The organism is Caulobacter sp. 05L422 (assembly GCF_056397765.1).
This window is the reverse complement of sequence record NZ_JBFTOB010000008.1, coordinates 90,739-114,440: the sequence shown is the minus strand read 5'-3', so window position 1 is coordinate 114,440 and position 23,702 is coordinate 90,739. Positions and strand designations below refer to the sequence as shown.

Below are 23,702 nucleotides of genomic sequence, written 5' to 3'. Positions count from 1 at the left end.
CTTTTCTAAAGCGGCCGCGGCGGGATGTCGGGGCCGATATCCATGCGGGCGACAGTATTCATCGCGGAACTTGGTAGACGCCGCGCATGTATTCCATGATGTCCGAGGCGACCGTGACTTGCTGAGCGGTCAGCAGGCTTCCCCAAAGCGGATTGGCTTCCAGGCCGGTCAGGAAGGGCTGCAGTTCCTGGTAGATCGTCCCCAGGGGCGTCGGGTCCTCGACGGGCACGGGCAGGCTGTCGATCAGCCAGATGTTCTGGCTGATGCTCTGGTCGTCGGGGCGCCGCACGTTCGGCGGCAGGGTCTCGGCGTCGCCCGACAGGCCGGGCACCCGGTTGACATAGGTGACGCGGTGCAGCACCCGCCAGACGGCGTTGGGATTGGCCTTGGCCTGGCGCAGGGCGAAGGCGTCCGGATCGTCGGTGCCGACATAGGCGCCCTGGCGGTTCAGCCAGTTGGGATCGACCACCTTGCTCCAGAAGGTCTCGAAGTTCGACTTCTTGGGCGCCAGGTAGAAGGTCATGAAGCGATACTGGTTGACCTTGCCGGGGCAGGAGGCGTCCGCGTAGGTCACCGGATATTCGCCGGGGGCCATGGCGACCTGGGGCGCGCGCTTGTTGAGGAAGCCTTCGCCCGGCATGGTCACCGACAGGCCGAAGGACTGGCCCTCGGTCTTCTGCTTCATCGCCTTGGTGCGGACGATCGAGCCGCTCAGCGCGTCCAGGCTGACCTGGGGACCCGTGCTCACATTGACCTCGGCGTAGCCGCCCAGCAAGCTGGTCATCTGGTACGAGCCGCCCAGACTCTCTTCATGCACGGCCGAGAACTGTTCTTCCTCGCTATAAAGGCCGCCGTCCGAGTTCCAGACATAGGTGTTGACCATGTCTCGCCGGGCCAGGCGTTCCTTCCAGGCGTTGGAGTCGGTCGGCGCGCCCTTCTTCACCTGCAGCAAGGCCGCGGTCAGATCGGTGGACGAGTCGCCGATGTCGTACCCACCCGAGGGAATGGGCGAGGAGAAGTTGAGCAGATGTTCCTGGAAGCGCCGGCCCAGGCTCGTGGCGTCGAACTGGTCGTAGGCGGCCAGGGCCTGGTGCTGCGCGCGCTCGATCTGCTGCTTGAGGGCGTAGGCCTCGATCGGCTTGAAATAGCTGCCCCGCTCGCCGCCGGTCAGGAACGAGTAGTCCTTGTCCGTCTGGAAACCGACGTAGCCGTCCAGGGTCCCGTTCTTCACATAGAGCGGGTTGATCTTGAACATGATGATGTTGGTGTCTTCCGGGATGTCCGGATTGGGCCGCAGCGAGTAGTTGACCACCGCGCCGGTGGTTTTCAGTCGCAGGGCGTAGTTGTCGGCCGTCCCCGACTTGACCAGGGCGTAGCCCATGTTGTTGGGGATGTAGATGCGGGTGACCAGCGTGTCGAAATCGTAGGTGTTGGTTTGCCAGGCGCCGAACACCTCGATGGTCTTGGCCATCACCGCGTTGGTCGAGGTCGAGAGGTTGGCCTGGGTCAGGGTCGACAGCGCCTTGTCATCGGTGCCGTGGACACCGGCCTTGATGGCGCCGCGGACGAGCAGCGTCTGGACCATGACACCGGCGCGGAAGTCCCACTCGATCCCCAGTCCGGCCTTGAAATCCATGACGAAGTTCTGGCCAAGGTCGCGCTCGGCTGAGTACGACACGGTGGTGTTGTCGGACTCGGTCAGGGTGATCGTGCTGGCCGCCAGGTACTTGTAGGGCGAGATCGGGCTGTCGACCGTCAGGTTCTCGCTGGGCAGCGGGGGCGCGCCTTCGATGTAGCCGATCAGGGTGGGCTTGGTCTGAACCTGACCCACGTACTGCATCACCAGGTCGCCGACCTTGTAGCCGGTCACGGCATTGAGCGTCCCGCTGGAGACCCAGGCGTAGGCGCGCTTCATCACCGCGACATCGACGCCTTCCGCGTCGAGCTCGACGTCCGAATAATCGGCGGCGGCCGGGGTGTAGTCCGTGGTCGCCTGGTAGGCGGTCCGCGACACGCCGCCGGGGATGCTGAGCACCTGGGGCGCCTCGATGCCGATCGGGGCGGCGGAGTTGATCCAAACCGCGTCGTCTAGGCCGAGCCAGAGCCCGTCGCCGCCGCCGCCCGTGCGGTCGGCGATCACCTGGCCCGAGCCGTCGTTCATCGGCCAATAGCCGGTGAGTCGATCCTCGGAGCCGGTCAGAGGCTCATACATCGTGTCGCGGATCTGCTCGGCGGTCCGCGCCTGGCTCCATAGGCGCGCCTCGGCGATCGAGCCGGTGTAGAAGGCCCCGACCCCGACATTGATCTGGGTCGCGCCGATCTGGCACTGGCCGGCGACGAACGGGACGGGCGGAGCGAACGCTTGACTGGCGGTCTCCTGGCCGTTGATGAACAACCGCCAGCCGGCTCGGAAGGTGGTCGGGGTCCACAGCAGGTCGGCGACCGCGTCGGTCATCTTGCTGCGGGCGTCCAGGAAGATGGCGTTGTTGTCGCTCTTGGAGTCGAAGCCGACCCGGCCCGAGCCGGTCGAAAACTCCCATTCGCTGATCAGCCCCTCGGAATCGCGCGGTACGGGCAGCTGGCGATACTCGTCGATCTGCCAGTCCAGCCGGCCCACCTTCCACAGGCGCACGTCGTCGATCGTGGCCTGCAGGAAGTCGGCCTTGTTGTTGGCCCCCAGGCTGAGCGGGGTCTCCGCGAGGGCCGGGGCGGCGGTGACCTGGGCGTAAGCGACCTCGACCCCATCGACGAGCAGGCGGTGGTTGAAGAAGCCCTTGTCGGACTGCACGAAGCCGGCGTTGTTGATCTGGCCGGTGCTATTGCCGGCCAGGTCCATCACGGTCGTGCCGTAGCGGTCGCTCAGCGGCCAGTAGCCGACCAAGCCGCGCTCGCCGCCGTTCAGCTGGGTCATCATGTTCTGACGCACGTCGTCGGTGGTCAGGGCGCGGTTCCAGAGCCGGACCTCGTTCATCAGGCCGCCGAACGCGCTCTGACCGGCCGGGGCGCCCATGCGGTAGGCCGCGCCGCTGGTGATCGGCGGGCCTGACGGCGTGCCTCCGCCCGTGGCCGAATTGGCCAGCTGGCCGTTGACGTAGAGGGACAGGTTTCCGCTCGTGGCGTCGAAAACGCCGGCCAGGTGGGTCCAGTCGCCGACCCGCAGGGCGGTGATCCCCGCGACGGTTCCGGTGTTGGCGTCGAACGAGGGGACGTTGCTGTTCAGATAAAGCGACAGCGGAACCGGATCGGAGCCGTTGGTGCTGGCGAACAGGATCTGGGTGGCGGTCGCGACCGCCTGGTCGGTGATCTGGACCCAGGCCTCAATCGTCGCCGACTGGCTGACCGGATGCGTCAGGGCCGGGATGACGATGTTGCTGCCCGAGGCGGCGTTGAACTGCACCACGGTCTGGCGCTTGTAGGCCACGTCGTAGACGCCGGCCACGTGCTTCCAGCTGCCGACCGGCAGCGAGCCGCCCGATACGCTGCTGACCGCGCCGCCGGTGTCGGGAACGCAGGTTACGTCGAAGGTCGGCTTGCCCGAGGCGTCGACATACAGCGCCCAGGTCTGGCCGGTGTCGTCGGCCTTGGCGGCGATCGTCTGCCGGGCGCCCGTGCTGTCGAGCTTGACCCAGCCTTCGATGGTCAGGGCCTCGGGGGTGTCGAGGGTCGTGTCGGCGCCGGCGTCCATGTACTTGGTGCCGCTCAGCATGACGCCGAAGTCGGTCACGTAGCTGGCGGCCACGTGGGTCCAGGTGTTCAACGCCAGGGCGGAGCCGGTGGCGCGCACCATCTTCAGGTCGTTGCCGGCGAACAGCTTGCCGTCCGGATCCAGCGCCAGCAGGTAATTGCACTTGTGGGTGGTGTTGTTGAAGATCAGGACCGTCGACTGGGTGTTGGGCGTGAGGGCGCTCGGCGACAGCCAAGCCTCCATCGTCAGGTCGCGCGTCATCTGCAGCGGACCCAGATAGGTCTGCATCTGGGTGGCGTCGAGGATACCGACCGAGCCCTGGTCGGCGACCGTCAGGGCCGAGGGCGGGGTGGCCGGGGTCCACCAGGCGTCGACCCCGGCCCGGGTCAGGATCGGCAGCGGCGCGGCGCCGCCCGAAGTGCCGGACACGATCCCGGGATAGCCGTTGGTGGGCAGGGCGTCGGGCAGGACGCTGAAGATGTTGGAGCCCAAGCCCGGAGCCGGGGCGACGCCCTTCTGCACCGGGCCCTGGGTCAGGGTGACGGCGGTGTAGTCGTACATCAGCGCGCCGATGCCGATGGCGACCGGGTCGGTGCTGGTCTGCAGCGCTTCGCCGTTGATCACCTGGGCGCAGGTGGCGATCTCCAGCGGGACCTGCGGCCAGACCTCGACGATGCCGGTGTTGCTGGTGAACGTGACGGTGCCGGTCGGGGTCTTGCCCGAGACGATCGGATTGGGCGTGATCTGCACATAGACGGGGCTGACGGCCGGGTTGACCATCCCCGTGCCGGGCGTGCGGGCCAGGAAGTGCAGCAGGCCCGTTTGGTTTTCGGCGGTCTGGGCGGCGGTCGAGGTCCAGGGCACGGAATAGCGGGCGCGCGCCTGCAGGGTGCTGAAGTGGGCCGCGGTCAGGTTCTTGCCGCCGGCCTGTTGCTGGTAGAGGCGCAGGCTGCCGTCGCTGGCCGCGATCAGGCTGGGGCTGATGCTGCTGAGCGCGAAGTCGAGCAGGCAGGTGGAGACGTCAAGATTGTCGGCGTCCCAGGCCACCGGCGTCATCGACGGCGCTGTGGGGGCGGTGCTGGGCGTCCAATAGGCGCCCGACAGGACGCCGTCGCCGGTCGTGCCGGTGCCTGCGCTGTTGGCCATGGTGGTCAGGCGAGCGGACTCGCCCGGCTCGATCATCCGCCAGTATCCGATCAGGCTGCTCCACGACGGGTCGTTGCTGGCGATCACGCCGGTCATGTGCGCCAGGATGTCGGCGCGCGTGCGGGCCGTGTTCCACAGTCGGGCCTCTTGCAGATCGCCGGCGAAGCCGCCGGCCCCGCCGAACCGGTAGCCGGCGGTCGGCGCCGTGGGCGCGGTCAGGGTGACGCTCGCGGTGTAAGGCTGGCCGTTGACGTAGAGCGTGACGCCCGAGGCGTCGCGCACGCCGGCCAGGTGGGTCCATTGGCCGACCTCGAGCTGCGGGCCACCGACGCTGGCGCCGCCGGCCGAGAACACCGGCGCGCCGTTCTGGGTGGCCAGCAGGACGGTCATCGGGCTGGAGGCGCTCTGGAAGATCGGCACGACGCCGGTTCCGCCCTGGCTGGCGCGCACCCAGCACTCGAACGTGGCCGTCGTGGCCGAGGCGCCAGTCAAGGCTCCGACCGTCACCTGCGTCTGGTGGGCGCCGTTGAAGCTGAGGGCCGTGGTCGGGGTCGGGGCCGAGGCGATCGGCAGCACGCCGGTGACTCCGGCGATGCGGCCGTTCTTGCCCACCGCGAAGTCGAGGATGGCGGTCTTGTTGTCCGGCAGGGTGGGGGTGGCGACCATCACCCGGGTGCTGCGGCCGTAGAGCCGGTGCACGCCCTTGTCGTCCTCCAGCCACTCCTGCCGCTGATAGGTCAGCATGGCGGGGCCGCTGGCGAAGGTCAGGCCGGACGGTGGGGTGTAGCTGGCGCTGGCCGTGACCTGCTTGGTCTTCGGATCGATCGAGTCCGTCAGGTCGAACAGGCCGTTCTCCGAGCGCAGCAGCGACCAGTTGTCGATCGCCTTGGTCACGCTGTTCCAGGCCAGGATCAGCCAGCGCTCGACCCCGGCGACGTCGGTCGGCAGCACCTGCACGCCGAAGCCGCCCGCCTGCAGGTTGCCGATCATCGTCAGCTCGGTGGTCGGTTCGACGAACCGCTCGCCGTTCATGTTGGTGGTGCCGAAGGTGTCCTTGCGGTCGGCGGGCAGGTCGATCTTCTGGCTGCGCCGGTAGCGGACCTCCCAGGCGAAATCGAGCTTCATCAACACTTCGTCCAAGACGAAACGATCGACCAGCAAGGTGTTCGACGTCGATTGTCTGAACAGGTAAATGTACTGGGTGTCGGTGATGACCTGGAACGGCGTGTCGGCCTTGGCGAAATTCGTGTCGCCCGCTTTCAGCGCGATCAGCTGCATGCCGACCGGACGGATCGCGGTCGGAAAGTTCACCAGTTCGAAGTCGCTCCAGAGGTCATCGGTGTTATGTCCAGGCTCGTCGACTCGAAGTATTGAGTAAGCGATCCTATTATCCGTGGTGTTGATGGCGGTTTTCACGTAGCTGAAGCAAATCAGCACGCCATTATGGACCACGAATTGCGAGAATTTGGCGTCAGTAGCTGCAAAAGGCATGGTGACGCCCCTTCGTATTTATCTAGGATGACGTTGTCATTGCAGTCTCTATCGACATGAACTTCTCACACACCAGAAACGTGCAATGTGAAAATATGCACGTCCACGTGCTTTTGGCGAACAATCACGATGCCGCGCTGGTGGGGCGGGGCGGGAAATAGGTCCGCGAGCGAAAGAGCTCTGCGAAAGGCGCTAAGCCCTTGCCGGCTCGTCAGCGCCGAGCTCGGGAAATCGGCCGCGTGTGAAAGCAGCCGGCGACGACAGGAGCCTCTCACAATCGCACGATTGGCGCGGGCTCGTTTCTCGGTGGCCGAGTATCGCTATGGTCGCGACTAGACCTCTCCGCCGATGCGCTCGATCTCGTCGGCCAAGGCCGGCAGGTCGAGGATCCGCAGCGTGCGGCCGGCCTGGGAGACGATCTTGAGACCGGCCAGGCGGTTCAGTTCGCGCGTCACCGGTTCGCGCTGACTGCCAACCAGCACGGCCAGTTCGGCATGGGTGGGGCAGGGGTGGATGACGGCCTGCCGGCCGTCGCCGCCCGCCGAAGCCGCCATGCGCAGAAGCTCGATATCGACGCGACAGGCCACGGAGACGGCGTGCAGCTCGAACAGCCGGTCGGTCAGCGAGCGCGTCAGGCTCGCCAGGTCCTCCAGCATCGCGCGCATGAAGGGGGGCGAGCGCTCGAACAAATCCAGGATCAAGGACTGAGGCAGGCGGGCGACGCGCACGTCTTCCAGCGCCACGATGTTCACGGAGCGGGGCAGTCCGTCGATCGCCGAGATTTCCCCGAAATAGCCGCCCGCCGAAATGCGCCGATAGCCGACCTCGCGGCCCGACCGAGCGTACTGGTTGGCCAACAGCGCGCCTTTCAGCAGCAGATGAACGCCGCCGTTCTCATCCAGTCGTTGGACGATCAGTTCGCCCTTGCCATAGTGAAGATGTTCGATCTGGGGCGCCAAGGCTTCGATCGCGTCACGCGCCATGTAGCGGAACAGCCTGTTGGCGCGATAGTCGCCTTCCGGCGGCGGCGTGACCGACGTATGGCTCGGAGGGGGCGGAGGCGAAGGAGGAATCACGGCCATCGAAAACGCTCCTGCACAGTCGATCTGGGGACGACGAATGGACAGCCGACCGCGCTACCGCGCCTTTATCAGCTATAGCCACCAGGACCGCAAAGCCGCCGAATGGCTGCATCGCGCGCTGGAGACCTATCGTGCGCCGCGCCGCCTGACCACCATCGGCGGCGGGGAGTCGACGCGGCGGCTGACGCCGATCTTCCGGGACCGCGAGGAGCTGAGCGCTTCGCCCGATCTGGGCGGGGTGATCCGCGATGCGCTGGACCGCTCGGACGCGCTGATCGTGCTTTGCTCCCCGGCCGGGGCGGGCTCGCGGTGGGTGGACCAGGAAGTGGCCTACTTCCTGAGGGACCACGGCCTTGGCCAGGTTCTCTGCGTACTCACGCCCGCGACGCCGAAGAGCGCTCCCCTGGCCGAGGTGTTGCCGCCGGCCCTGCGGGCGGCCCTGCCGAGCGGCGTGGAGCCCCTGGCCGTGGACCTGCGGCGTGACGCCGACGGACCGCGCCTTGCGCGGCTGAAGATCGCCGCCCGGTTGCTGGACGTCGGCCTCGACCAGCTGGTCCAGCGCGACGCCCGCCGCAGCATGCGGTTGATGGCCGCCTTCAGCGCCGCGGCCCTGGTGGTGGCCCTGGCCATGGCGGCGATGACCGTCGCCACCCTGAAGTCCCGCCAGGTCGCCCGCGACCAGCGCGACGAGACCGAGGCCCTCGTGGCCTACATGCTGGGTGACCTGCGCGAGCAGTTGGAGCCGGTGGGCCGTCTGGACGTCCTGGACGGCGTCGGCGCCAGGGTGCTGACCTACTACGGCAAGGCGCGCACCGATCAGCTCGACGATAGGGCGCTGGCCCAGCGCGCCAAGGCCCAGACGCTGCTGGGCACCATCCGGGAGCAGCGCGGCGACCTGGCCGGGGCTCGCGACGCCTTCGGTCAGGCCGCCTCCACCACGCACGAACTGGCCGCCCGCGCTCCCAACAACGGCGAGCGGATCTTCGACGAGGCGCAGAACGTCTACTGGCTGGCCTATATGGAATGGCGCCAGGGCAACGCCGTCGGCGCGGAGCGAGGCTTCAAGCGCTACGGCGAGCTCGCCCAGACCCTCGTGAGGCTCGATCCGGCCCGCGCCGACTGGCGGCTGGAAGTCGCCTACGCCAAGAGCAACCTTGGCACCCTGTTGCTGGAGCAAGGGCGGGCGGAAGAGGCGCTGACCACCTTCCGCGCCGCCCTGGCCGCCTTCGAGGCCGAACGCGCCCGGGCGCCCATCGACCAGGACCGCCTGGTCGACGCCGTGGACGCCCACGCCTGGGTGGCCGATTCCCTGGTCCAGCTGGGGCGGCTCCGCGAGGCCCATGCCGAGCGTGAAAGCGGAGCCAACCTGCTGGCCCAGGCCTCGGCTGAGGCGGCGGCAGACAAGCCGCTGGTCGCCCGTCATCTGGCCGCCCAATTGGCCCTGGCCCGGCTGGAGCTGGACCTGGGGCGAACGGCGCAGGCCCGCGCGCGGTCGGACAGGGCCATGGAGGGGCTGCGCAAGTTGGCGGCCCTGGACCCGACCAACACCCGATGGCTGGAATATCTGCTGATCGGGCAAATCGACGCCGTCGACTTGGCGGCCTGGTCGGGCCAACTGCCCGAGGCGCGCGCCGCCCACGCCCGGGCCGCGGTCATGCTGGCCAAGCTGCGCACGGGCGACGAGGCCAAGGCCTGGCGCGCCGACCTGGACGGGCGGCTGGACCAACAGGGCGTCATGCTGGCGCGGCTTGACGGCGACCCCGCACGGACACGGAATCTGGCGCTGGCGCTGCTGGATCATTTGCAGCGCGCCCCGGCGTCGCGCGAAGCCGTGGTTGAGCGGGCGGTGCTCTACGGGGTGGGGCGCCTGGGGGCGGGGCGACCGGCGGAGGCGATCTCGGCCTTGTCACCTCGGCGTGGATCGCTCTCTCCGGCCGGGCGCGACGTCCTGGCGCGCGCCTATCTCGCCCAGGGGAGGCGCGATCTGGCCGACGCGATCGTGCGCGACCTGAAAAAGCAGGGCTACGCCCATCCCGGCTTCCTTGCATTCTGGCGAGAGTCGCCTCTAGCTGGCGCCACCGTCCAAGGGGCTTCCACATGACAGAGTCACTACCGATCATCGAATTGGTCATCGGCATCGCCGACAACATCAACTTCATGAACGTTCTCGATCCCCAGAATCCGGTTCCGCTGTCGTTGAAACTCGATGCTCCGAGCCGATTGGTCTTCCGGCTGAGCGACGACCTCGTCGGAGTCGACTGGACGTTCCAGAAGCGTCCGATCGTCTTCACGGACGACTTCGGGATCAACTTCTCCAGCTATACCTGGATCGAAATGCTTTACGACGTGCCGCAAAAGCCCTTCACGTGCTTCACGCTTGTCTATGAAGACAATCGGGTCGGCGAATACATCTACAGCCTGTACATGACCGACTCGCACAAACAGAACATCATTTTGGATCCAAAGATCGAGAACGGCGCGGGTCACATTCCCTGATCGACCCCGAAGTCTTCGACAAGGACGAGCTCGCCGCGCTGATCCGGCGTGGCGAGATTCTCGCCGCCTACGATCTCGCCCGCGCCGCGCTGGAAGCCGGGGAGACTTCGCGCGACATCGCTCATGCCGCGGTCCTTTGCCTGGCTAGGGCCGGAGCCGTCGATTTCGCGCGGGCCGAATATGTTCGCCTGGGGCTGGACCGGGTTGAAGATGATCCCGACGCCATCGCCTTGGGCGCGCGCCTCCTGAAGGACGTCGCCCTGGCCGCGCGCGGGCCGCGCCGGGCGGCGTTCGCCAAGGCCTCCACGCGCCGCTACCACGCGCTTTTCCAACGCTTTGGCGGCCTTTACGGCGCGGTCAACGCCGCGACCATGACGCTGGTCGCCGGCGATCAGGCGGGCGGAGAGGCCTTGGCGCAGGCGGCCTTGCGGGTTCCGCCGCCGCGGGGCCTGACGGGGGAGGCGGCCTACTACACGGCGGCCAGTCGCGCCGAGGCGAGGTTCCTGACCGGCGATATGGAGGCGGCGCGGGCGGCGATGGCCGAGGCCCTTTCCTACGCGCCGCGGGCCTTCGCCGCCCACGCCTCGACCCTGCGCCAGTTGGAAATGCTGTGTCGCGAGACCGGCGTCGATCCCGCGTGGCTGGCCCCGTTTCGACCGCCGGTCTGCGCTCATTTCACCGGTCACATCCTGAACGCTTCGCGCGAAGGCGCGCTGACCGGCGGATTGGACGGCGACCTGCGTGACGAGGCCGACCGCGTGGTGCGCGAGCAGGGGATCGGCTTTGCCTACGGCGGCCTGGCCGCCGGCGCCGACATCGTCTTCGCCGAGGCGTTGCTGGAGGCCGGCGCCGAACTGCATCTGGTCCTGCCGGTCAATCTTCCCTCCTTCGTCGCTGTGTCGGTCGCGCCGTTCGGGCGCGATTGGGTCGAGCGCTTCGAGCACTGCTTCGCCCGCGCCACGTCCGTGCGCTACGCCTCGCAGGATCCCTATGTCGGCGACGAACAGGTCTTCGCCTACGCTAGCCAGATCGCCATGGGCTGCGCGGTGCTGCGCGCCCAGACACTATCGACCGAGGCGATCCAGGTGGTGGTCTGGGACGGGCACGAGACCAAGGGGCTGGCCGGCGTGGCGGTGGATCTAGCCTATTGGGCGAAGGGCGGTCGCCGGCAGGAGGTCATCGCCGTTCGGCGGCCGCCGCCCAGCCCGCCCAAGCTGTCCGATCGAGACGTTGACGCACCGGCCGCACGAGCAATGAAGGCCATGCTCTTTGCTGACGTGAAGGGGTTCGGGGCTCTGCGCGACGACCAGATTCCGGCCTTCGTCGAAACCGTGATGGGCCAGATGGCCAAGGTCGTCTCGGGTCTCGACGCGCCGCCGCTCCACGTCGAGACCTGGGGTGACGGCGTGTTCCTGGTCTTCGACCACCCGATCGACGCCGCCGTCGCGGCCCTGGCGCTTCAGGAGGCTCATCGGGCGCTGGACCTTCGGGCTCTTGGCTTGCCGCGCAGCCTGGGCCTCAGGATCGGCGGGCACTACGGGCCGGTGCACTTGAGCACCAATCCGCTGACCAAGGCCCTGGCCGTGATCGGCGCCCATGTGGTGGTCGCCGCGCGTATCGAGCCCGACGTCGCGCCCGGCTCGGCGTGTGTGAGCGAAGCCCTGGCCGGAGCGCTGGCGGTCTTCCACGGCGACCGCGTGCGCTGCGGCTATGTCGGGCGGACCCGGGGACGCAAAGGCTTTTCGGCGACCCCGATCTTCAATCTCACGCGAGCCTGATCGCCCCCTCCCGCGGCAAGGTGAACTGGCGCCTTTATTTCTGGCGATGTGCAAATCCGCACATCCGCGCGCCGACCTCTTCGGCATCCTTCAAGCGTAGGCCGCGACGATCACAGTCGAGCGGCTGCAAAACGTCTCTGACGATCGCCATCGCTGGAGTGTCGCTACGACCTACACCGCATTCGGCCAAGCACCGTTGGCCGATTAAGCCGCCTCCGGACCCGACTGCCCCATCGGTCGGGTCCGTCTTCCCCATACTCTACGAAATCGCCGACCGAACGTCTCTCAACGTTGCATCTGGAACCTCGCCATGTCTCTCGACGCAGCTGTCCTTAGAGGACCTCAGACCGCCCTCGACTCATTCTCCAGCGCGCTCGCCGCCGATCCCGCCGCGGGCATCGTCAGGCACGCCATAAAAATCTGGGCCCGTGATCACGGCGTCGCTGAAGACGACATCTCCGGCCTGACCGACAGGGTCGTGGAATTCGCGACTTCGGTGATCCACGAGCACAAGGTCCGGGCGGTTGCCTAGCTCGACGCCGCTCAAGCGCCTTGGCGCCATCCTGGCCCGCGCCAAGAGCCTCATCACTGGCGGCGAGGGGACCGCCGCGCCGATCCGGACGGGGGAGGCGCTGTCCGCGCCTGAATCCGAGGCCGACGCAGGGAGCGTGTGGGAGCCGGCAAAGCAGGACAAAAGCTTCTGGGTCACCATGGCCGGAGCCGACAGGCGGCTGGCCGAGCTCCGACGCGCGATCGATCAGGCCGCCGCCGAAGCGGACACGCGCGAGCTTGGCGTCGAGGCCCAGTGGAGCAACGTGGGGGATTCTTCCCTCGGCGAACGCCGATGCGAGAAGGCCAACCGGATGATTACCGACGCGCTGGGGCGCGGAGAGATTCTGATCCCGCCGTCGGCCGGATGAGTTGACGATGCGCCGCGCGGCGGCGCCGGAAGGTGCTCTGGCGCCGCAGTATAGTTTGGTGCGGCCGATAGCGGAGCCTGAAGTTTTTGGCGGGCGGATCGATACCTGTTGACCGCCCCGCCTTGCCCTTGGGGGAGGGCAGTCGGATGGGCGTGGACCCTTCGCCGTTTCGCCCGGCGAACGGTTCGCGCTCATCCGACCCATTTCGACGACATCGCGATCGTCGTTCACCAGCCCGGATATCGGTTTCGGAACCGGCCGTTGCTGAAAGCCCGTGAGAGCTTCGCCCGCCTTCGGCGCGCTCGGTGAAGTTGGGCGATTTCGGGCGTGTTATTGCACGCGAAATCCTGTAACTCGTTGAAATCGCGCAATAGTCGCTCCAGTTCGACGAAGGCGTGATTCCAGATCAAAATTATGAATAAAATCAAGTATTTATGACGAAGCTTTCCGTTGCGCCGATGATGGACTGGAGTGATCGGCATTGCCGGTCGCTGCATCGGGTGCTGTCGCGCCGGGCGCTGCTGTATTCCGAGATGGTGACCAGCGGCGCGGTGCTGAACGGCGATCGCGAGAAGCTGCTGGGGTTCGACGCCGGCCAACATCCGGTGGCGCTGCAGCTGGGCGGGTCCGAGCCCGCCGACCTGGCCGCCGCCGCGAAGATCGGCGAGGACTACGGCTATGACGAGATCAATCTGAACGTCGGCTGCCCGTCGGACCGCGTGCAGAGCGGCCGGTTCGGCGCCTGCCTGATGCGCGAGCCGCGATTGGTGGCCGACTGCATGGCGGCCATGGCCGCGGCGGTGTCCGTGCCGGTGACGGTCAAGTGCCGGATCGGCGTCGACGACCAGGATCCCGAACAGGCCCTGTTCGAGCTGGTCGACCTGTCGGCTCAGGCCGGCGTCACCACCTTCGTGGTCCATGCCCGCAAGGCGTGGCTGAAGGGGCTGTCGCCGAAGGAAAACCGCGACGTGCCGCCGCTGGACTATCCGCTGGTCCACCGCCTGAAGGTCGAGCGTCCGGACCTGGCCATCGTGATCAACGGCGGCATCCCCGACCTGGACGTGACGCTGGAGCAGCTGGAACACGTCGACGGCGTGATGCTGGGCCGGGCCGCCTATCACGAGCCGGGCATCCTGGGTCAGGTTGATCGGCGAGTGTTCGGCGAGGATGTCGCCGATGTCGACGCCTTCGAGGCGGTCGAGCTCTACAAGCCCTACATGGCCAGCCAGCTGGCGGCGGGCGTGCATCTGGCGGCGATGAGCCGTCATATGCTGGGCCTGTTCCACGGACTGCCGGGCGCGCGCGCCTGGCGTCGGATCCTGACGGTCGAGGGCGTCGCGGCCGGCGCCGGGCTGGAGGTGGTCGACCGCGCCGTGGCGGCCGTGCGCCAAGCGGTCGACGCGCGCGAAGCCCGGACGCTGGAAACGGCCGCGGGCTAGAGCGTGACAGCCGAAAGTGGATGCCGGTTTCGGCGCCCGTCACGCTCCGAAGGGAAATCTTAGGAGCGCAGGACCAAGGCGCGGGGGGTGGCCTGGAAGCTGGACAGCCGGCCCAGATAGCTCATGCCCAGCAGCGAGGTCTCAAGGCCCTTCTCGACCACCAGGGCCTCGACGTCGCGCACCTGGGCGCCGGCCACCGAAACGCTGGCCAGTTTTACCGAAGCCGCGCGGGTCTCGCCTGAGGCGGTCATGACCTTGTAGTTGTAGTCCAGCGCCTTGGTGTCGATGCCCAGACGCTTGGCGTCGGTCTGGCTGAGGGCGACGGCGGTGGCGCCCGTGTCGATCAGGAAGCGCACGGCGCGGCCGTCGACCTTGGCTTCGGCCCAGAAGTGGCCGTCGGCGGCCTTGACGATCTGGGCGGCGCCGTCGTCGACGGAAGCCGCGACGGGGGCGGGACCGCGCAGGTCGGGTTGACGCAGATCGTCCAGCGACACGACGGCTTTCGCCGCCCCGACCGCCGAGAGCGCGCCTACGATCGCGATGGTCGCGAACTTGAGCATCGAAGTCACCCCGCCATACAGGCTTGCTGGCCGTTTCTACGACCGTTGCGGGGAGAATAGTCGCGAATGGGTTTTCAACCGGTGAATCGATCCCGGCGCGACCGTTCGTAGTTAACTAATCGATAATCGATAGGCAAATTAAAAAACTGTAATACTTAGCGATAACATCGTTACATCTGCGTAATGTTCAAGATGACTTCGATTTAACTTAAGGGTCGCAAGTTTTTGCGGCAAATTACCTCTCGCAAGTTCAGTGCTTATCGAGGGAATTAGCCATGAAAACGATCATCGTCGCGAGCGTCGTCGCCGTCTCGGCCCTGGCCGGCGCCGCCCAGGCCGGCACCTCCGCCACCAACTACGAGTTCCTGCAAGCCGCCCGCTGCCGCGGCCTCGCCGCTTCCGAGGGCCTGGGCAAGGTGGACACCGCCAACATCGACGCCTTCCTGCGCGACCAGGGCGCCAGCCGCGAGGGTCCGGTCCGTGTCTCGGCCAAGAACAAGATCGCGGACGCCCAGAAGGAAGGCGACAAGGCCGAGGGCGCCAAGAAGGACAAGCTGCTGGCTGAACGCTCGGGCGCCTGCTCGGCCTGGCTGAGCGGCGCGACGACCGGCGCGGCCGTCAACACGTCGAACTAAGACCCCGCTAGCCCTGGCCGATCGTCAGATTGGCCATCGGGTCCGGGCGATGGGGAAGGGCGGCCATGATCGCCGCTCGTTCCTCGTCGCTCAGGCGGGCCCAGCCGGCGATCTCCGGAAGGGTTCGCCGACACCCCAGGCAAAAGCCGCTCTGTCCGTCCACAGCGCAGACCTTGACGCAAGGCGTCGCGATCGGACGGGGAGGGCGCGGCGCCGAAGTCAGCGTTTCCCCATCCGGGGCTTTCGGGGGCGTGGCCGAGGTCATGACCCGTATGTCGCCGTTCCGGGCCGGCCGCGCAAGACCGGCCGCTTCGGCGTCCTGTTCCAGTGAATCGCGTCCTCCCCGTTCCTCGTTTCACAAGGAGATATCCATGCGTATGTCGAACCTGGCGCTGGCCGCCGCTCTCTGCGCCTTCGCCGCCGCTCCGGCCCTGGCCGCCGACCGCATCAGCGACGGCGAACTGGTGCGCGCCTCGCGCTGCCTGGGCCTGAGCAAGGCCGCCAATCTCGGTTCCGTCGACGCCGCGGCGCTGCAGGCCTTCGTGAAGGTCCAGAGCAAGAGCCGCGACATGCTGGTCCAGGATCGCGCCGAGGCCGCCGAGCGCGCGGCCCGCAGCGAAGGCGACCGGGCCAAGGGGCCGCAGAAGGACGCGCTGGTCGCCGAGCGCGACGGGGCCTGCAAGGCCATGGTCACGACCGCTTCGACGGCGGGTCCCGCCGGGGCCTGATCGACCGACCAGGCTTTGCATCGGGCGCGGGCTGGCTTAAGTCCGCGCCTCATGACCTCTTCTTCTCCCGCCGCTTCCCCCTTCGACGACATCCGCCGCCTGGCCGCCGACGCGCCGGCCGCTCCGCCCCCCAGTTTCGAGGGCGGCGACCGCCTGGCCGAGATCTCGGCCTGGCTGACGGACTGGACGGGCAAGACGCCGCCGGCGGTGCTGCGCCCGGTCGTGGCCCTCTATGCCGGCGCGCGCCAGGGCGTGGGACCGCGCGGCTATGCTCGCGAACGCCTCGAGGCCGTGGCCGCCGGCGGAGCCAATGTCTGCCGCATCGCCGGCGTCCAGGGCGCGGGGCTGGAAGCCTTCGACCTGGCCATCGACCGCCCGACGCCCGACGCGGCCGCCAAGGCCTCGATGAGCGAGAAGGAATGCGCCGCGACCATGGCCTTCGGCATGGAGGCGCTGGCCAAGCAGCCCGACCTGCTGATCCCCGGCGTGATCGCCGCCGAGACCGACCGCGCCGCCGGCGCCATCGCCCTGGCCCTGTTCGGCGGCGAGGCCTCTGACTGGAGCGATGCGCCCGAGCCGATCGCCGCCGCCGTGGACCGCGCGAAAGGCGAGGGCGACCTGTCCGATCCGCTCGAGGCCCTGCGCCAACTGGGCGGGCGCGAGACCGCCGCCCTGGTCGGCGCGATCCTGGCCGCTCGGGTCCAGAAGATCCCGGTGCTGCTGGACGGCTACGCCGCCTGCGCCGCCGCCGCGGTGCTGCACGCGATCGACCCGGCCCTTGTCGCCCACTGCCAGGCCGGCCATGTCGGAACCGCCAAGGGCCACGCCCGCCTGCTGGAAGCGCTGGGCAAGCGGCCGCTGATCGCCCTCGACCTCGCCGAGGAAGAAGGCGTCGGCGGGGTCACCGCCCTGGCCCTGGTCCGGCTGGCCTGCGAGGTCCGCTAGAGCTTCGGACGGCGCAACCTGAACAATGTTTACGTTGACGCTAAGGTCATCTTTCCAAACGCTCGTTCGAACTCTAAGGTGACTCCCGAAAGTCAAAGACGGCCCCCGAAGAGGGCCGATTTCCGGGAGTCCGCCATGAACCTCGATTTCTCGCCCGAAGACGTCGCGTTCCGCGACGAGGTCCGCGCCTTCATCGCCGAGAACTACCCCGCCGGCCTGCGTGAAAAGCAGGAGGAGGGCGAGGAAATGGCCAAGGACGATTTCCTGTCCTGGCACCGCACCCTGGCCAAGAAGGGTTGGGTGGCCCCGGCCTGGCCGGAAAAGTACGGCGGCCCGGGCTGGACCTCGGTTCAGCGCTACATTTGGTCTGAAGAGACCGCCCGCGCCGACTGCGTGCCGATCCTGCCGTTCGGCATCAACATGGTCGGGCCGGTGATCTACACCTTCGGCACCCCGGAGCAGAAGGAACGCTTCCTGCCGCCGACCCTGTCGGGCGGCATCTGGTGGTCGCAGGGCTATTCGGAACCGGGCGCGGGTTCGGACCTAGCCAGCCTGAAGACCAAGGCCGAGCGCTTCACCGGCGACGACGGCAAGGAATACTACCTGGTCAACGGCCAGAAGACCTGGACCACCCTGGCCCAGCACGGCGACTGGATCTTCTGCCTGGTCCGCACCGACCCGGTCGCGAAGATCCAGGAAGGCATCTCGTTCCTGCTGATCGACATGAAGTCGCCGGGCGTCACGGTCCGTCCGATCATCACCCTGGGCGGCGAGCACGAGGTCAACGAGGTCTGGCTCGAGAACGTCAAGGTGCCGGTAGAGAACCGAATCTACGACGAGAACAAGGGCTGGACCTGCGCCAAGTTCCTGCTGGCCCACGAGCGTTCGGGCATCGCCGGCGTGGCGCGCTCCAAGCGCGGCATCGAGCGCATCCGCCAGATCGCCCAGGTCGAGCTGGGCGACGACGGCCAGCCGCTGCTGACCGACCCGGACTTCAAGCGCAAGGTCGCCGATCTCGAGATCGACCTGACCGCCCTGGAATACACCGAGCTGCGCACCCTGGCCGGTGAAGCGGCCGGCAAGGGCCCCGGTCCGGAATCCTCGGTCCTGAAGATCAAGGGCACCGAGATCCAGCAGCGGATCACCGAGCTGGTCCTGGAGGCCGCCGGTCACTACGACGCGCCGTATTTCCGGGGCTTCCCCAAGGACGGCGACAACGCCCACCCGATCGGCCCCGACTTCGCCCATCGCGCCGCCCCGACCTATTTCAACGTCCGCAAGACGTCGATCTACGGCGGCTCCAACGAGATCCAGCGCAACATCATCGCCAAGATGGTGCTGGGGCTCTAGCGACCCGAACCCGACGGCGGGCGGCCGGGCCGCTCGCCGCGACTTCCGACACGATCACCGCAACCCCGAAGCCGGCCGAGCCGCGCGGGGCAAGACAGAGACGGGAAACCTGGGATGGATTTCAACTTCACCGAAGAGCAGTCGATGGTCCGCGACACGGTCGCGAGCTTCCTGCAGGACAAGTACGACTTCGAGACCCGCCGCAAGATCGTCGCCTCCGAGAGCGGCTGGCGCGCCGACTACTGGAAGGCCTTCGCCGAGGAGCTGGGCATCCTGGGCGCCTCGTTCAGCGAGGAGCTGGGCGGCCTGGGCGGCGGCGCCATCGACAACATGATCATCATGGAGGAGTTCGGTAAGGCGCTGGTCATCGAGCCCTACCTGGGCACCGTGGTGATCGGCGGCGGCTTCATGAAGCACTCGGGCTACGCCGGCGCGGCGTCGGTGATCGAGGGCATCGTGGCCGGCACGACCACGATCGCCTTCGCCTATGCCGAGCCACAGGCCCGCTACACCTGGCAGGACCTGAAGACCACGGCCAAGAAGGAAGGCTCGGGCTACGTCCTGAACGGCCACAAGGCCGTGGTGGTCGGCGCGCCGTTCGCCACGCACCTGGTGGTCACCGCCCGCACCGGCGGCGCCCAGCGCGACACCGGCGGCGTGTCGGTGTTCCTGCTCGACAAGACCCTGCCGGGCATCGTCACCCGCGACTATCCGACGGTCGACGGCGGCCGCGCCTCGGAAGTCTATTTCGAGAACGTCTCGATCCCCGCCGACGCCCTGATCGGCGAAGAGGGCGGCGGTCTGCCCCTGGTCAACAAGGTGCTGGACGAGGCCACTGCCGCCGTTGGCGCCGAGGCCGTGGGCGTGCTGCGCAAGCTGCACGAGGGCACCCTGGACTACGCCAAGCAGCGCAAGCAGTTCGGCACCGCCATCTCCAACTTCCAGGTGCTGCAACACCGGATGGTCGACATGTTCATTGAGGTGGAGCAGGCCGTGTCGATGACCTACATGGCCACCATCAAGCTGGACGAAAGCGACGCCGAGCGCGCCAAGGCCGTCTCGGCCGCCAAGGTCCGCATCGGCCGGGCCTGCAAGTTCGTCGGCCAGAACGCCATCCAGATCCACGGCGGCATGGGCATGACCGACGAGCTGGCGATCGGCCACTACTTCAAGCGCGCCTCGATCATCGAAGGCCTGTTCGGCTCGGTCGACCACCATCTGCGGCGCTACGAATCGCTGTCGTTCGGCCCCGTGAGCGGCAAGGCGGCCTAAACCGCCTACGGACGAGCATCGAAAAGAGCAGGAGCCGCCCGCGACACGCCGTCGCGGGCGGCTTTTCTTTTGCGGTCTTGGCTTTTGTTCGCCCTGTTCCTGGGCGCGGGTTCGTTCAACCCGGCAGGACAACTTGCTGGATCTCATCGTGACCGACGCCCGCCTCGAAAACACGGCCCAACCCTTGGCCGAAACCCTGACCGCCATGGACGCCAGCGCCCAGCTTCTGCTGGAGCAGGTACGCGAGGCCAAGGCTAAGGCGGACCGGCTGGAGGTGGCGCTTTCGCTGGTCGTGGGCGTGGTCGCCAACGATCCGGACCTCGAGGAAGGCCTTGTGCTGCAACGGATCGCGGGTCAGCTGCGGCTGTGCGCCGACCTGCCGGAGATGGCCGCCGAGCTGGTCGGCTGCGAGGTCGCGCGCATCGACGAGGCCATGCTGCGCGCCGCCGCCGCGATCATCGGCGCGGCGGGCAAGCCTGAGCCGCTCGGCGCGCCGGAATCTCGGACAATCCACTAGATCGCCCGGCGGGAAAGTGCGGCGTTCCGTGCGCGAACCGTTGCTCCAGCGGGGAAAATCGGGCCTTCCGAACCGTTCGTCCGTACGCGGATTTCGTCAGGGTTCGGATGATTTTTCTTGCGTCCTGTTCCGCTCGGCGCATGCTTGTCGACGACGCGCTGACGACTAGGAGGGTGGGAGCCCCTGTAAGCCGCGCGCGTCTCCTGGTCCAACGGCCTGTTGGTTTTTCAAGCGAGTCTGGGAGACGCCGCCAATGAACGTATCGAGAATGAACCACGCCATGCTGTCCTTCGCCCTGATCGGCGGGATGCTGGTCGGAGGAAGGCAGACGCCCAAGCCGCCGGTCGCCGAGCCGTCGAAGGGTTCGAAGAAGTAGGCGAGAAGGCGGACGGGACGTTCCCCGTCCGCCCGACGTCTGGCTAGGCGGTCAGCAGTTCGCCCAGGACTGGAGCCCGAACCGGGGTCCGATCGACATTGGCGACGTCCTGGGTGCGCAGGTGGGCCTCCAGGATGTCGAGGATCTCGCTGTCGACCTCGGTATCGAACTTGCGGGCGAAGAGGTCCGAGCTGGTCGTCAGCGGCACGGCGTCGACGGCCGTGAAGGTGCGCGGGCGCAGCTTGATGTCGCCGTCCGGAATCCAGTCGATCATCCGCTTGTCGTCATTGACCACCTCGCCATGGGCGGTGGTGTTCATGATCACGGTCTGGAAGAAGCCTTCGTCGGCGATGAAGGTGTTGCGATAGAACGCCTTGTACCGCTCGACCGACGGATCGTGACAGACGAAGTCGCAGAACGTGCGGCTGACGATCTTCCACTGGGTGCCGATATAGGGCGTGGCGCCGTCGAGGAAGAGGCGGGTGGCCAGGGTGTCGATGATGCGACCGCCTAGCTCCTCCACATATTGCAGCACCCGGCCCATGGTGTCGGGACGGACCTTTGCCTGATCCAGCACGCGGATGAACTCCTGGCCCTTGTTGCGGGTCAGGAACGCCTTGATGCGCTTCTGGGTCATCAGCGGGAAGTCCTGGCCGCTGAGGTTGATGAAGTGGGTCCAGTCCTTGCCCATTTCCAGCAGCTTGGCCATGCCGCGCAGTTCGGCGTCGACCAGGCTGTAGCCGCCCCACAGGGCCTTCTTGCCCTCCAGCACGGCGGCGTTTGGATAGGCCGCCAGGAAGCCGCGGATGTCGGCCTCCAAGGCTGGCCCGGAATTCTTGTCGACGTGCACGAGGTATTGGTTGTCGGGGTCGTGGATGGCCTTGAAGAGGCGTTTGAACTGCTCGGGATAGCGGTGAACGAGGACGAGATAGGCGATCAAGGCTGACGCTCCTGGATGACGCCATGCGCGCCAAAAAAATGATTGGGGACGGCAAGCCACGGGGCGCGGATCATCGCGCGTGGGCGTGGCCCGACGGCGGATGTTCGCGCCCGGCGAGGCTCACCGGTCGGCGTCGTGTTTTCAGGGTCGGAAAGAAGCGCCCGTATGTCTGGCGCGTGGCGGGCCGTTACGCCTGGAAGGCGCACGAGCCGATGGCGCGTCTGCGCGCCTTGCGGGGAGCCTTACCATGTCTGGAGGTGCGGCGCGGATAAATCGACGCGCGGGTGGGCGGTCCAGGGCGAGGAGGCGCAAGCCGTTACGCACGCCGCGTCGTTTCGACACGGCGTGCGAGGAGTTCGATCTACGGCTTGGCGGCCGTGTTGCAGTCGGCGACGCCGGCGGCGTCCAGTTCTTGACCGCGATAGTTGAAGGTGGCGATTGCGCCGAGTTCGGCGGCCACCTTGCGGCAGGCGCGGCCGATCGGCAGCGACTTGACCTGGGGCGCGGCGCAGACGTCGCCGTTGCAGCGCCACATGGCGCCGTCCTGGATCAGGGTGGGGGCCTTGCTGGGGGCCTGCAGCTTGAGAACGGCGCCCTCGGCGGCGAAGGCGCTGGTCGCCATGCCAAGAGTGGACAGGGCGGAGGCCGCGACGAGCGCGGTCACGAAGATACGCATGTTTGTTTCCTATTATCCCCTAGGTCGACATTGGGAGGTCGACTACCGGACATAATGCGTTGCATTTCGCAACTAAGTCAACAAACGAACGTTTGAAGACGCGTCTTCTTGCCCGGTTTCCGCAAGCCAGGCCAGTAGGGCGGGCGTTATGTCGCTGGCTTTTTCCGCCACCCGCCAGCAGTCCGCCAGGGAAGGCGGGGTCAGGCCCTGGTCGATCGTGTGCCGCAGCAGGGCGAACAGCGGATCCCAGAAGCCGGCGGGATTGTGGAAGACGATCGGCTTGCGGTGCAGGTCCAGGCGCCGCCAGGACAGAAGCTCGATGATCTCCTCCAAGGTGCCGATGCCGCCGGGCAGCACGACGAAGGCGTCCGAGCGCTCGAACATCATCATCTTGCGCTCGTGCATCGAGGTGACGACCACCGTCTCGACGTCGTCGAACGGTTGCTCGCGGCCCCGCAGGAATTCCGGGATGATGCCCAGCACCTGGCCGCCGGCCGCGTGTGCTCCGCGCGCCGTCGCGCCCATCAGCCCCACGCCGCCGCCGCCGTAGACCAGCTTCAATCCGGCCTTGGCGAAGTCGCCGCCGATCTCGAAGGCCGCCTCGAGGAAGGCCGGGGCGGCCGCGTTCGACGAGCCGCAATAGACGCAGACCGCGAGCTTGGCGTCCTGGGCGGCCTCCGCGGCGGCGGCTTGGCCGCTGGACAGGTCGGGCATCGTCGTCCACTCCAGAAAAATAAACAGCGCGCCGGTCCTTGTGGAGAAGGTCGGCGCGCCGCACGTGAACACCCAAGCAAAATTGGCCGCCGGGGCGTCGTCGGCCGTTGGATACGCCATGATCAGGATTCGCGAGATCGGTTTCAAGTCAGCCAGCTTCAAGTCGGCATGGGTCGTCGCGGCGGTCGCCACCCTGGCGCTCGGAGCCTGCGGCCGCGAGGACAAGGGCTGGCGGCGCGATCCGGCGGCGGCCAAGACCGAACAGCTTTCGCCCCAGGCCGGCTATCTGAAGCCGCCGCGCGTGGTGTCGGCGATCCTTCAGGGAAACGCCGTGGCGCTATCGGGCCAGGCCGAGCCCCAGGCCAGCGTGCGGCTGGGCGCCCCCACCGGCGAGGCGCTGGTCGGCAAGGCCGACGCGGCCGGCGCCTGGCGGCTGGTKACGCCCCTGGCCGCCGAGCCCCGGCTCTATGGCCTGTCGATGACGATGGACGGCCGGACCGTGCAGGCCCAGGGCTATCTGATGGTGGCGCCGACCGGCGCCGCGGTGCTGCTGCGGGCCGGGGCCGGGGCCGAGGTGATGGGGCAGACCTCGCTGTCGCCGCGCATCCTGGCGATCGACTACGACCGGGGCGGCGGCGGCGTGGTTTCCGGCGTCGGCACGCCGGGMGCGGGCCTGGGCGTGCGCGTCGACCGCGCCACGCGCGGCGAAGGCAAGATCGGCGAGGACGGCCGTTTCTCGATCTCCCTCGACCAGCCGCTGACCGAAGGCGCCCACACCATCCAGGTGGCGGGCGAGGGCGGCGAGCAGCAGGTGGTCATCGAGGTCAGCCCGCCGTTGCCGCCCACCGACGGACCGGTGCGCTCGACCCTGACGGCCACGGGCTGGCGCGTCGACTGGATGACGCCGGGCGGGGGCCTGCAGACCACCCAGTTGCTGGGCGGCGCTCAGTGA

Annotated in this window: 20 protein-coding genes and 2 pseudogenes; 14 read left to right on the top strand and 8 right to left on the bottom strand. The window is 67.6% G+C overall.

The genetic code is table 11. The features are described from left to right. Positions 1-58: 58 nt before the first annotated feature. Both AC1DMQ_RS09785 and AC1DMQ_RS09780 read right to left on the bottom strand, forming a co-directional pair. Positions 59-6,142: a LamG-like jellyroll fold domain-containing protein gene (locus AC1DMQ_RS09785; protein WP_477033363.1), complete on the bottom strand. Its 6,084-nt coding sequence runs from the start codon at positions 6,140-6,142 to the stop codon at positions 59-61. A 512-nt stretch (positions 6,143-6,654) separates the two neighbouring features. Beyond that, positions 6,655-7,305 (bottom strand): Crp/Fnr family transcriptional regulator, encoded by a 651-nt coding sequence (locus AC1DMQ_RS09780; protein ID WP_477033362.1) that lies wholly within the window; start codon positions 7,303-7,305, stop codon positions 6,655-6,657. Between the two features lie 136 nt (positions 7,306-7,441). On the opposite strand from AC1DMQ_RS09780, the gene AC1DMQ_RS09775 reads away from it, so the two are divergent. Together AC1DMQ_RS09775 and AC1DMQ_RS09770 are read left to right on the top strand one after the other, a co-directional pair. Continuing rightward, positions 7,442-9,505, top strand: a complete 2,064-nt coding sequence (locus tag AC1DMQ_RS09775; protein ID WP_477033361.1) for a TIR domain-containing protein — start codon at positions 7,442-7,444, stop codon at positions 9,503-9,505. Further along, positions 9,502-9,900 (top strand): hypothetical protein, encoded by a 399-nt coding sequence (locus AC1DMQ_RS09770; protein WP_477033360.1) that lies wholly within the window; start codon positions 9,502-9,504, stop codon positions 9,898-9,900. Before AC1DMQ_RS09775 ends, AC1DMQ_RS09770 begins: the two co-directional genes overlap by 4 nt. On the opposite strand, the gene AC1DMQ_RS09765 is transcribed toward AC1DMQ_RS09770, so the two are convergent. Next, a complete protein-coding gene (locus AC1DMQ_RS09765; protein ID WP_477033359.1) occupies positions 9,888-10,025 on the bottom strand; it encodes a hypothetical protein in 138 nt (45 codons plus the stop codon). The two genes, AC1DMQ_RS09770 and AC1DMQ_RS09765, sit on opposite strands and share 13 nt — an antisense overlap. Between AC1DMQ_RS09765 and AC1DMQ_RS09760 the strand changes: the two genes are divergently transcribed. From AC1DMQ_RS09760 to dusA, 4 genes are all read left to right on the top strand, one after another. Further along, positions 9,990-11,678, top strand: a complete 1,689-nt coding sequence (locus AC1DMQ_RS09760) for an adenylate/guanylate cyclase domain-containing protein (protein WP_477033417.1) — start codon at positions 9,990-9,992, stop codon at positions 11,676-11,678. The two genes, AC1DMQ_RS09765 and AC1DMQ_RS09760, sit on opposite strands and share 36 nt — an antisense overlap. Positions 11,679-11,988: 310 nt before the next feature. After that, a complete protein-coding gene (locus AC1DMQ_RS09755) occupies positions 11,989-12,210 on the top strand; it encodes a hypothetical protein (RefSeq protein ID WP_477033358.1) in 222 nt (73 codons plus the stop codon). Continuing rightward, positions 12,203-12,598, top strand: coding sequence for a hypothetical protein (locus AC1DMQ_RS09750; protein WP_477033357.1), 396 nt, complete (start codon positions 12,203-12,205; stop codon positions 12,596-12,598). The genes AC1DMQ_RS09755 and AC1DMQ_RS09750 overlap by 8 nt, the downstream gene beginning before the upstream one ends. A 434-nt stretch (positions 12,599-13,032) precedes the next feature. Beyond that, on the top strand, positions 13,033-14,037 hold the full coding sequence (dusA, locus tag AC1DMQ_RS09745; RefSeq protein ID WP_477033356.1) for a tRNA dihydrouridine(20/20a) synthase DusA: 1,005 nt from the start codon (positions 13,033-13,035) through the stop codon (positions 14,035-14,037). A gap of 59 nt (positions 14,038-14,096) precedes the next feature. On the opposite strand, the gene AC1DMQ_RS09740 is transcribed toward dusA, so the two are convergent. Continuing rightward, on the bottom strand, positions 14,097-14,597 hold the full coding sequence (locus tag AC1DMQ_RS09740; RefSeq protein WP_029915155.1) for a TIGR02281 family clan AA aspartic protease: 501 nt from the start codon (positions 14,595-14,597) through the stop codon (positions 14,097-14,099). A gap of 275 nt (positions 14,598-14,872) precedes the next feature. On the opposite strand from AC1DMQ_RS09740, the gene AC1DMQ_RS09735 reads away from it, so the two are divergent. Further along, on the top strand, positions 14,873-15,232 hold the full coding sequence (locus tag AC1DMQ_RS09735; RefSeq protein ID WP_477033355.1) for a hypothetical protein: 360 nt from the start codon (positions 14,873-14,875) through the stop codon (positions 15,230-15,232). 7 nt (positions 15,233-15,239) lie between these two features. On the opposite strand, the gene AC1DMQ_RS09730 is transcribed toward AC1DMQ_RS09735, so the two are convergent. After that, positions 15,240-15,497 carry a DUF1289 domain-containing protein gene (locus tag AC1DMQ_RS09730; RefSeq protein WP_477033354.1) on the bottom strand — a complete coding sequence of 86 codons (258 nt, stop codon included), beginning with the start codon at positions 15,495-15,497 and terminating at the stop codon, positions 15,240-15,242. Between the two features lie 106 nt (positions 15,498-15,603). Between AC1DMQ_RS09730 and AC1DMQ_RS09725 the strand changes: the two genes are divergently transcribed. The 6 genes and pseudogenes from AC1DMQ_RS09725 to AC1DMQ_RS09700 all read left to right on the top strand — a co-directional run bounded on the left by AC1DMQ_RS09725 (position 15,604) and on the right by AC1DMQ_RS09700 (position 20,420). Then, the gene (locus tag AC1DMQ_RS09725; RefSeq protein ID WP_477033353.1) at positions 15,604-15,960 is read left to right on the top strand and encodes a hypothetical protein; all 357 of its coding nucleotides are present in this window, start codon (positions 15,604-15,606) and stop codon (positions 15,958-15,960) included. A 51-nt stretch (positions 15,961-16,011) separates the two neighbouring features. Then, a complete protein-coding gene (locus tag AC1DMQ_RS09720; protein ID WP_477033352.1) occupies positions 16,012-16,905 on the top strand; it encodes a nicotinate-nucleotide--dimethylbenzimidazole phosphoribosyltransferase in 894 nt (297 codons plus the stop codon). Positions 16,906-17,040: 135 nt separating this feature from the next. Beyond that, the gene (locus tag AC1DMQ_RS09715) at positions 17,041-18,255 is read left to right on the top strand and encodes an acyl-CoA dehydrogenase family protein (protein ID WP_477033351.1); all 1,215 of its coding nucleotides are present in this window, start codon (positions 17,041-17,043) and stop codon (positions 18,253-18,255) included. Between the two features lie 114 nt (positions 18,256-18,369). After that, positions 18,370-19,527, top strand: coding sequence for an acyl-CoA dehydrogenase family protein (locus AC1DMQ_RS09710; protein WP_477033350.1), 1,158 nt, complete (start codon positions 18,370-18,372; stop codon positions 19,525-19,527). A 148-nt stretch (positions 19,528-19,675) separates the two neighbouring features. Further along, the gene (locus AC1DMQ_RS09705) at positions 19,676-20,044 is read left to right on the top strand and encodes a hypothetical protein (protein ID WP_477033349.1); all 369 of its coding nucleotides are present in this window, start codon (positions 19,676-19,678) and stop codon (positions 20,042-20,044) included. Positions 20,045-20,281: 237 nt separating this feature from the next. Further along, positions 20,282-20,420, top strand: a pseudogene (locus AC1DMQ_RS09700) (hypothetical protein). Between the two features lie 43 nt (positions 20,421-20,463). On the opposite strand, the pseudogene AC1DMQ_RS09695 reads toward AC1DMQ_RS09700, so the two are convergent. From AC1DMQ_RS09695 to AC1DMQ_RS09685, 3 genes and pseudogenes are all read right to left on the bottom strand, one after another. Then, positions 20,464-21,360 (bottom strand): annotated as a pseudogene (locus AC1DMQ_RS09695) (beta-1,6-N-acetylglucosaminyltransferase); the annotation flags it as partial. Between the two features lie 361 nt (positions 21,361-21,721). Then, entirely contained in the window at positions 21,722-22,036 is a 315-nt protein-coding gene (locus AC1DMQ_RS09690; RefSeq protein WP_477033348.1) for a DUF8200 family protein, read from the bottom strand. 72 nt (positions 22,037-22,108) lie between these two features. Next, positions 22,109-22,750 (bottom strand): LOG family protein, encoded by a 642-nt coding sequence (locus AC1DMQ_RS09685; protein ID WP_477033416.1) that lies wholly within the window; start codon positions 22,748-22,750, stop codon positions 22,109-22,111. Between the two features lie 118 nt (positions 22,751-22,868). Here AC1DMQ_RS09685 and AC1DMQ_RS09680 point away from each other — a divergent pair, with 118 nt between their 5' ends. Further along, positions 22,869-23,702: a hypothetical protein gene (locus tag AC1DMQ_RS09680; protein ID WP_477033347.1), complete on the top strand. Its 834-nt coding sequence runs from the start codon at positions 22,869-22,871 to the stop codon at positions 23,700-23,702.

Coding starts and splice junctions, on each gene's coding strand:
- AC1DMQ_RS09780 (WP_477033362.1), bottom strand. CDS start 7,305: ATGGCGCGTGACGCGATCGAAGCCTTGGCGCCCCAGATCGAACATCTT.
- AC1DMQ_RS09775 (WP_477033361.1), top strand. CDS start 7,442: ATGGACAGCCGACCGCGCTACCGCGCCTTTATCAGCTATAGCCACCAG.
- AC1DMQ_RS09770 (WP_477033360.1), top strand. CDS start 9,502: ATGACAGAGTCACTACCGATCATCGAATTGGTCATCGGCATCGCCGAC.
- AC1DMQ_RS09765 (WP_477033359.1), bottom strand. CDS start 10,025: ATGAGCGATGTCGCGCGAAGTCTCCCCGGCTTCCAGCGCGGCGCGGGC.
- AC1DMQ_RS09755 (WP_477033358.1), top strand. CDS start 11,989: ATGTCTCTCGACGCAGCTGTCCTTAGAGGACCTCAGACCGCCCTCGAC.
- dusA (WP_477033356.1), top strand. CDS start 13,033: ATGACGAAGCTTTCCGTTGCGCCGATGATGGACTGGAGTGATCGGCAT.
- AC1DMQ_RS09740 (WP_029915155.1), bottom strand. CDS start 14,597: ATGCTCAAGTTCGCGACCATCGCGATCGTAGGCGCGCTCTCGGCGGTC.
- AC1DMQ_RS09735 (WP_477033355.1), top strand. CDS start 14,873: ATGAAAACGATCATCGTCGCGAGCGTCGTCGCCGTCTCGGCCCTGGCC.
- AC1DMQ_RS09730 (WP_477033354.1), bottom strand. CDS start 15,497: ATGACCTCGGCCACGCCCCCGAAAGCCCCGGATGGGGAAACGCTGACT.
- AC1DMQ_RS09725 (WP_477033353.1), top strand. CDS start 15,604: ATGCGTATGTCGAACCTGGCGCTGGCCGCCGCTCTCTGCGCCTTCGCC.
- AC1DMQ_RS09720 (WP_477033352.1), top strand. CDS start 16,012: ATGACCTCTTCTTCTCCCGCCGCTTCCCCCTTCGACGACATCCGCCGC.
- AC1DMQ_RS09715 (WP_477033351.1), top strand. CDS start 17,041: ATGAACCTCGATTTCTCGCCCGAAGACGTCGCGTTCCGCGACGAGGTC.
- AC1DMQ_RS09710 (WP_477033350.1), top strand. CDS start 18,370: ATGGATTTCAACTTCACCGAAGAGCAGTCGATGGTCCGCGACACGGTC.
- AC1DMQ_RS09690 (WP_477033348.1), bottom strand. CDS start 22,036: ATGCGTATCTTCGTGACCGCGCTCGTCGCGGCCTCCGCCCTGTCCACT.
- AC1DMQ_RS09685 (WP_477033416.1), bottom strand. CDS start 22,750: ATGCCCGACCTGTCCAGCGGCCAAGCCGCCGCCGCGGAGGCCGCCCAG.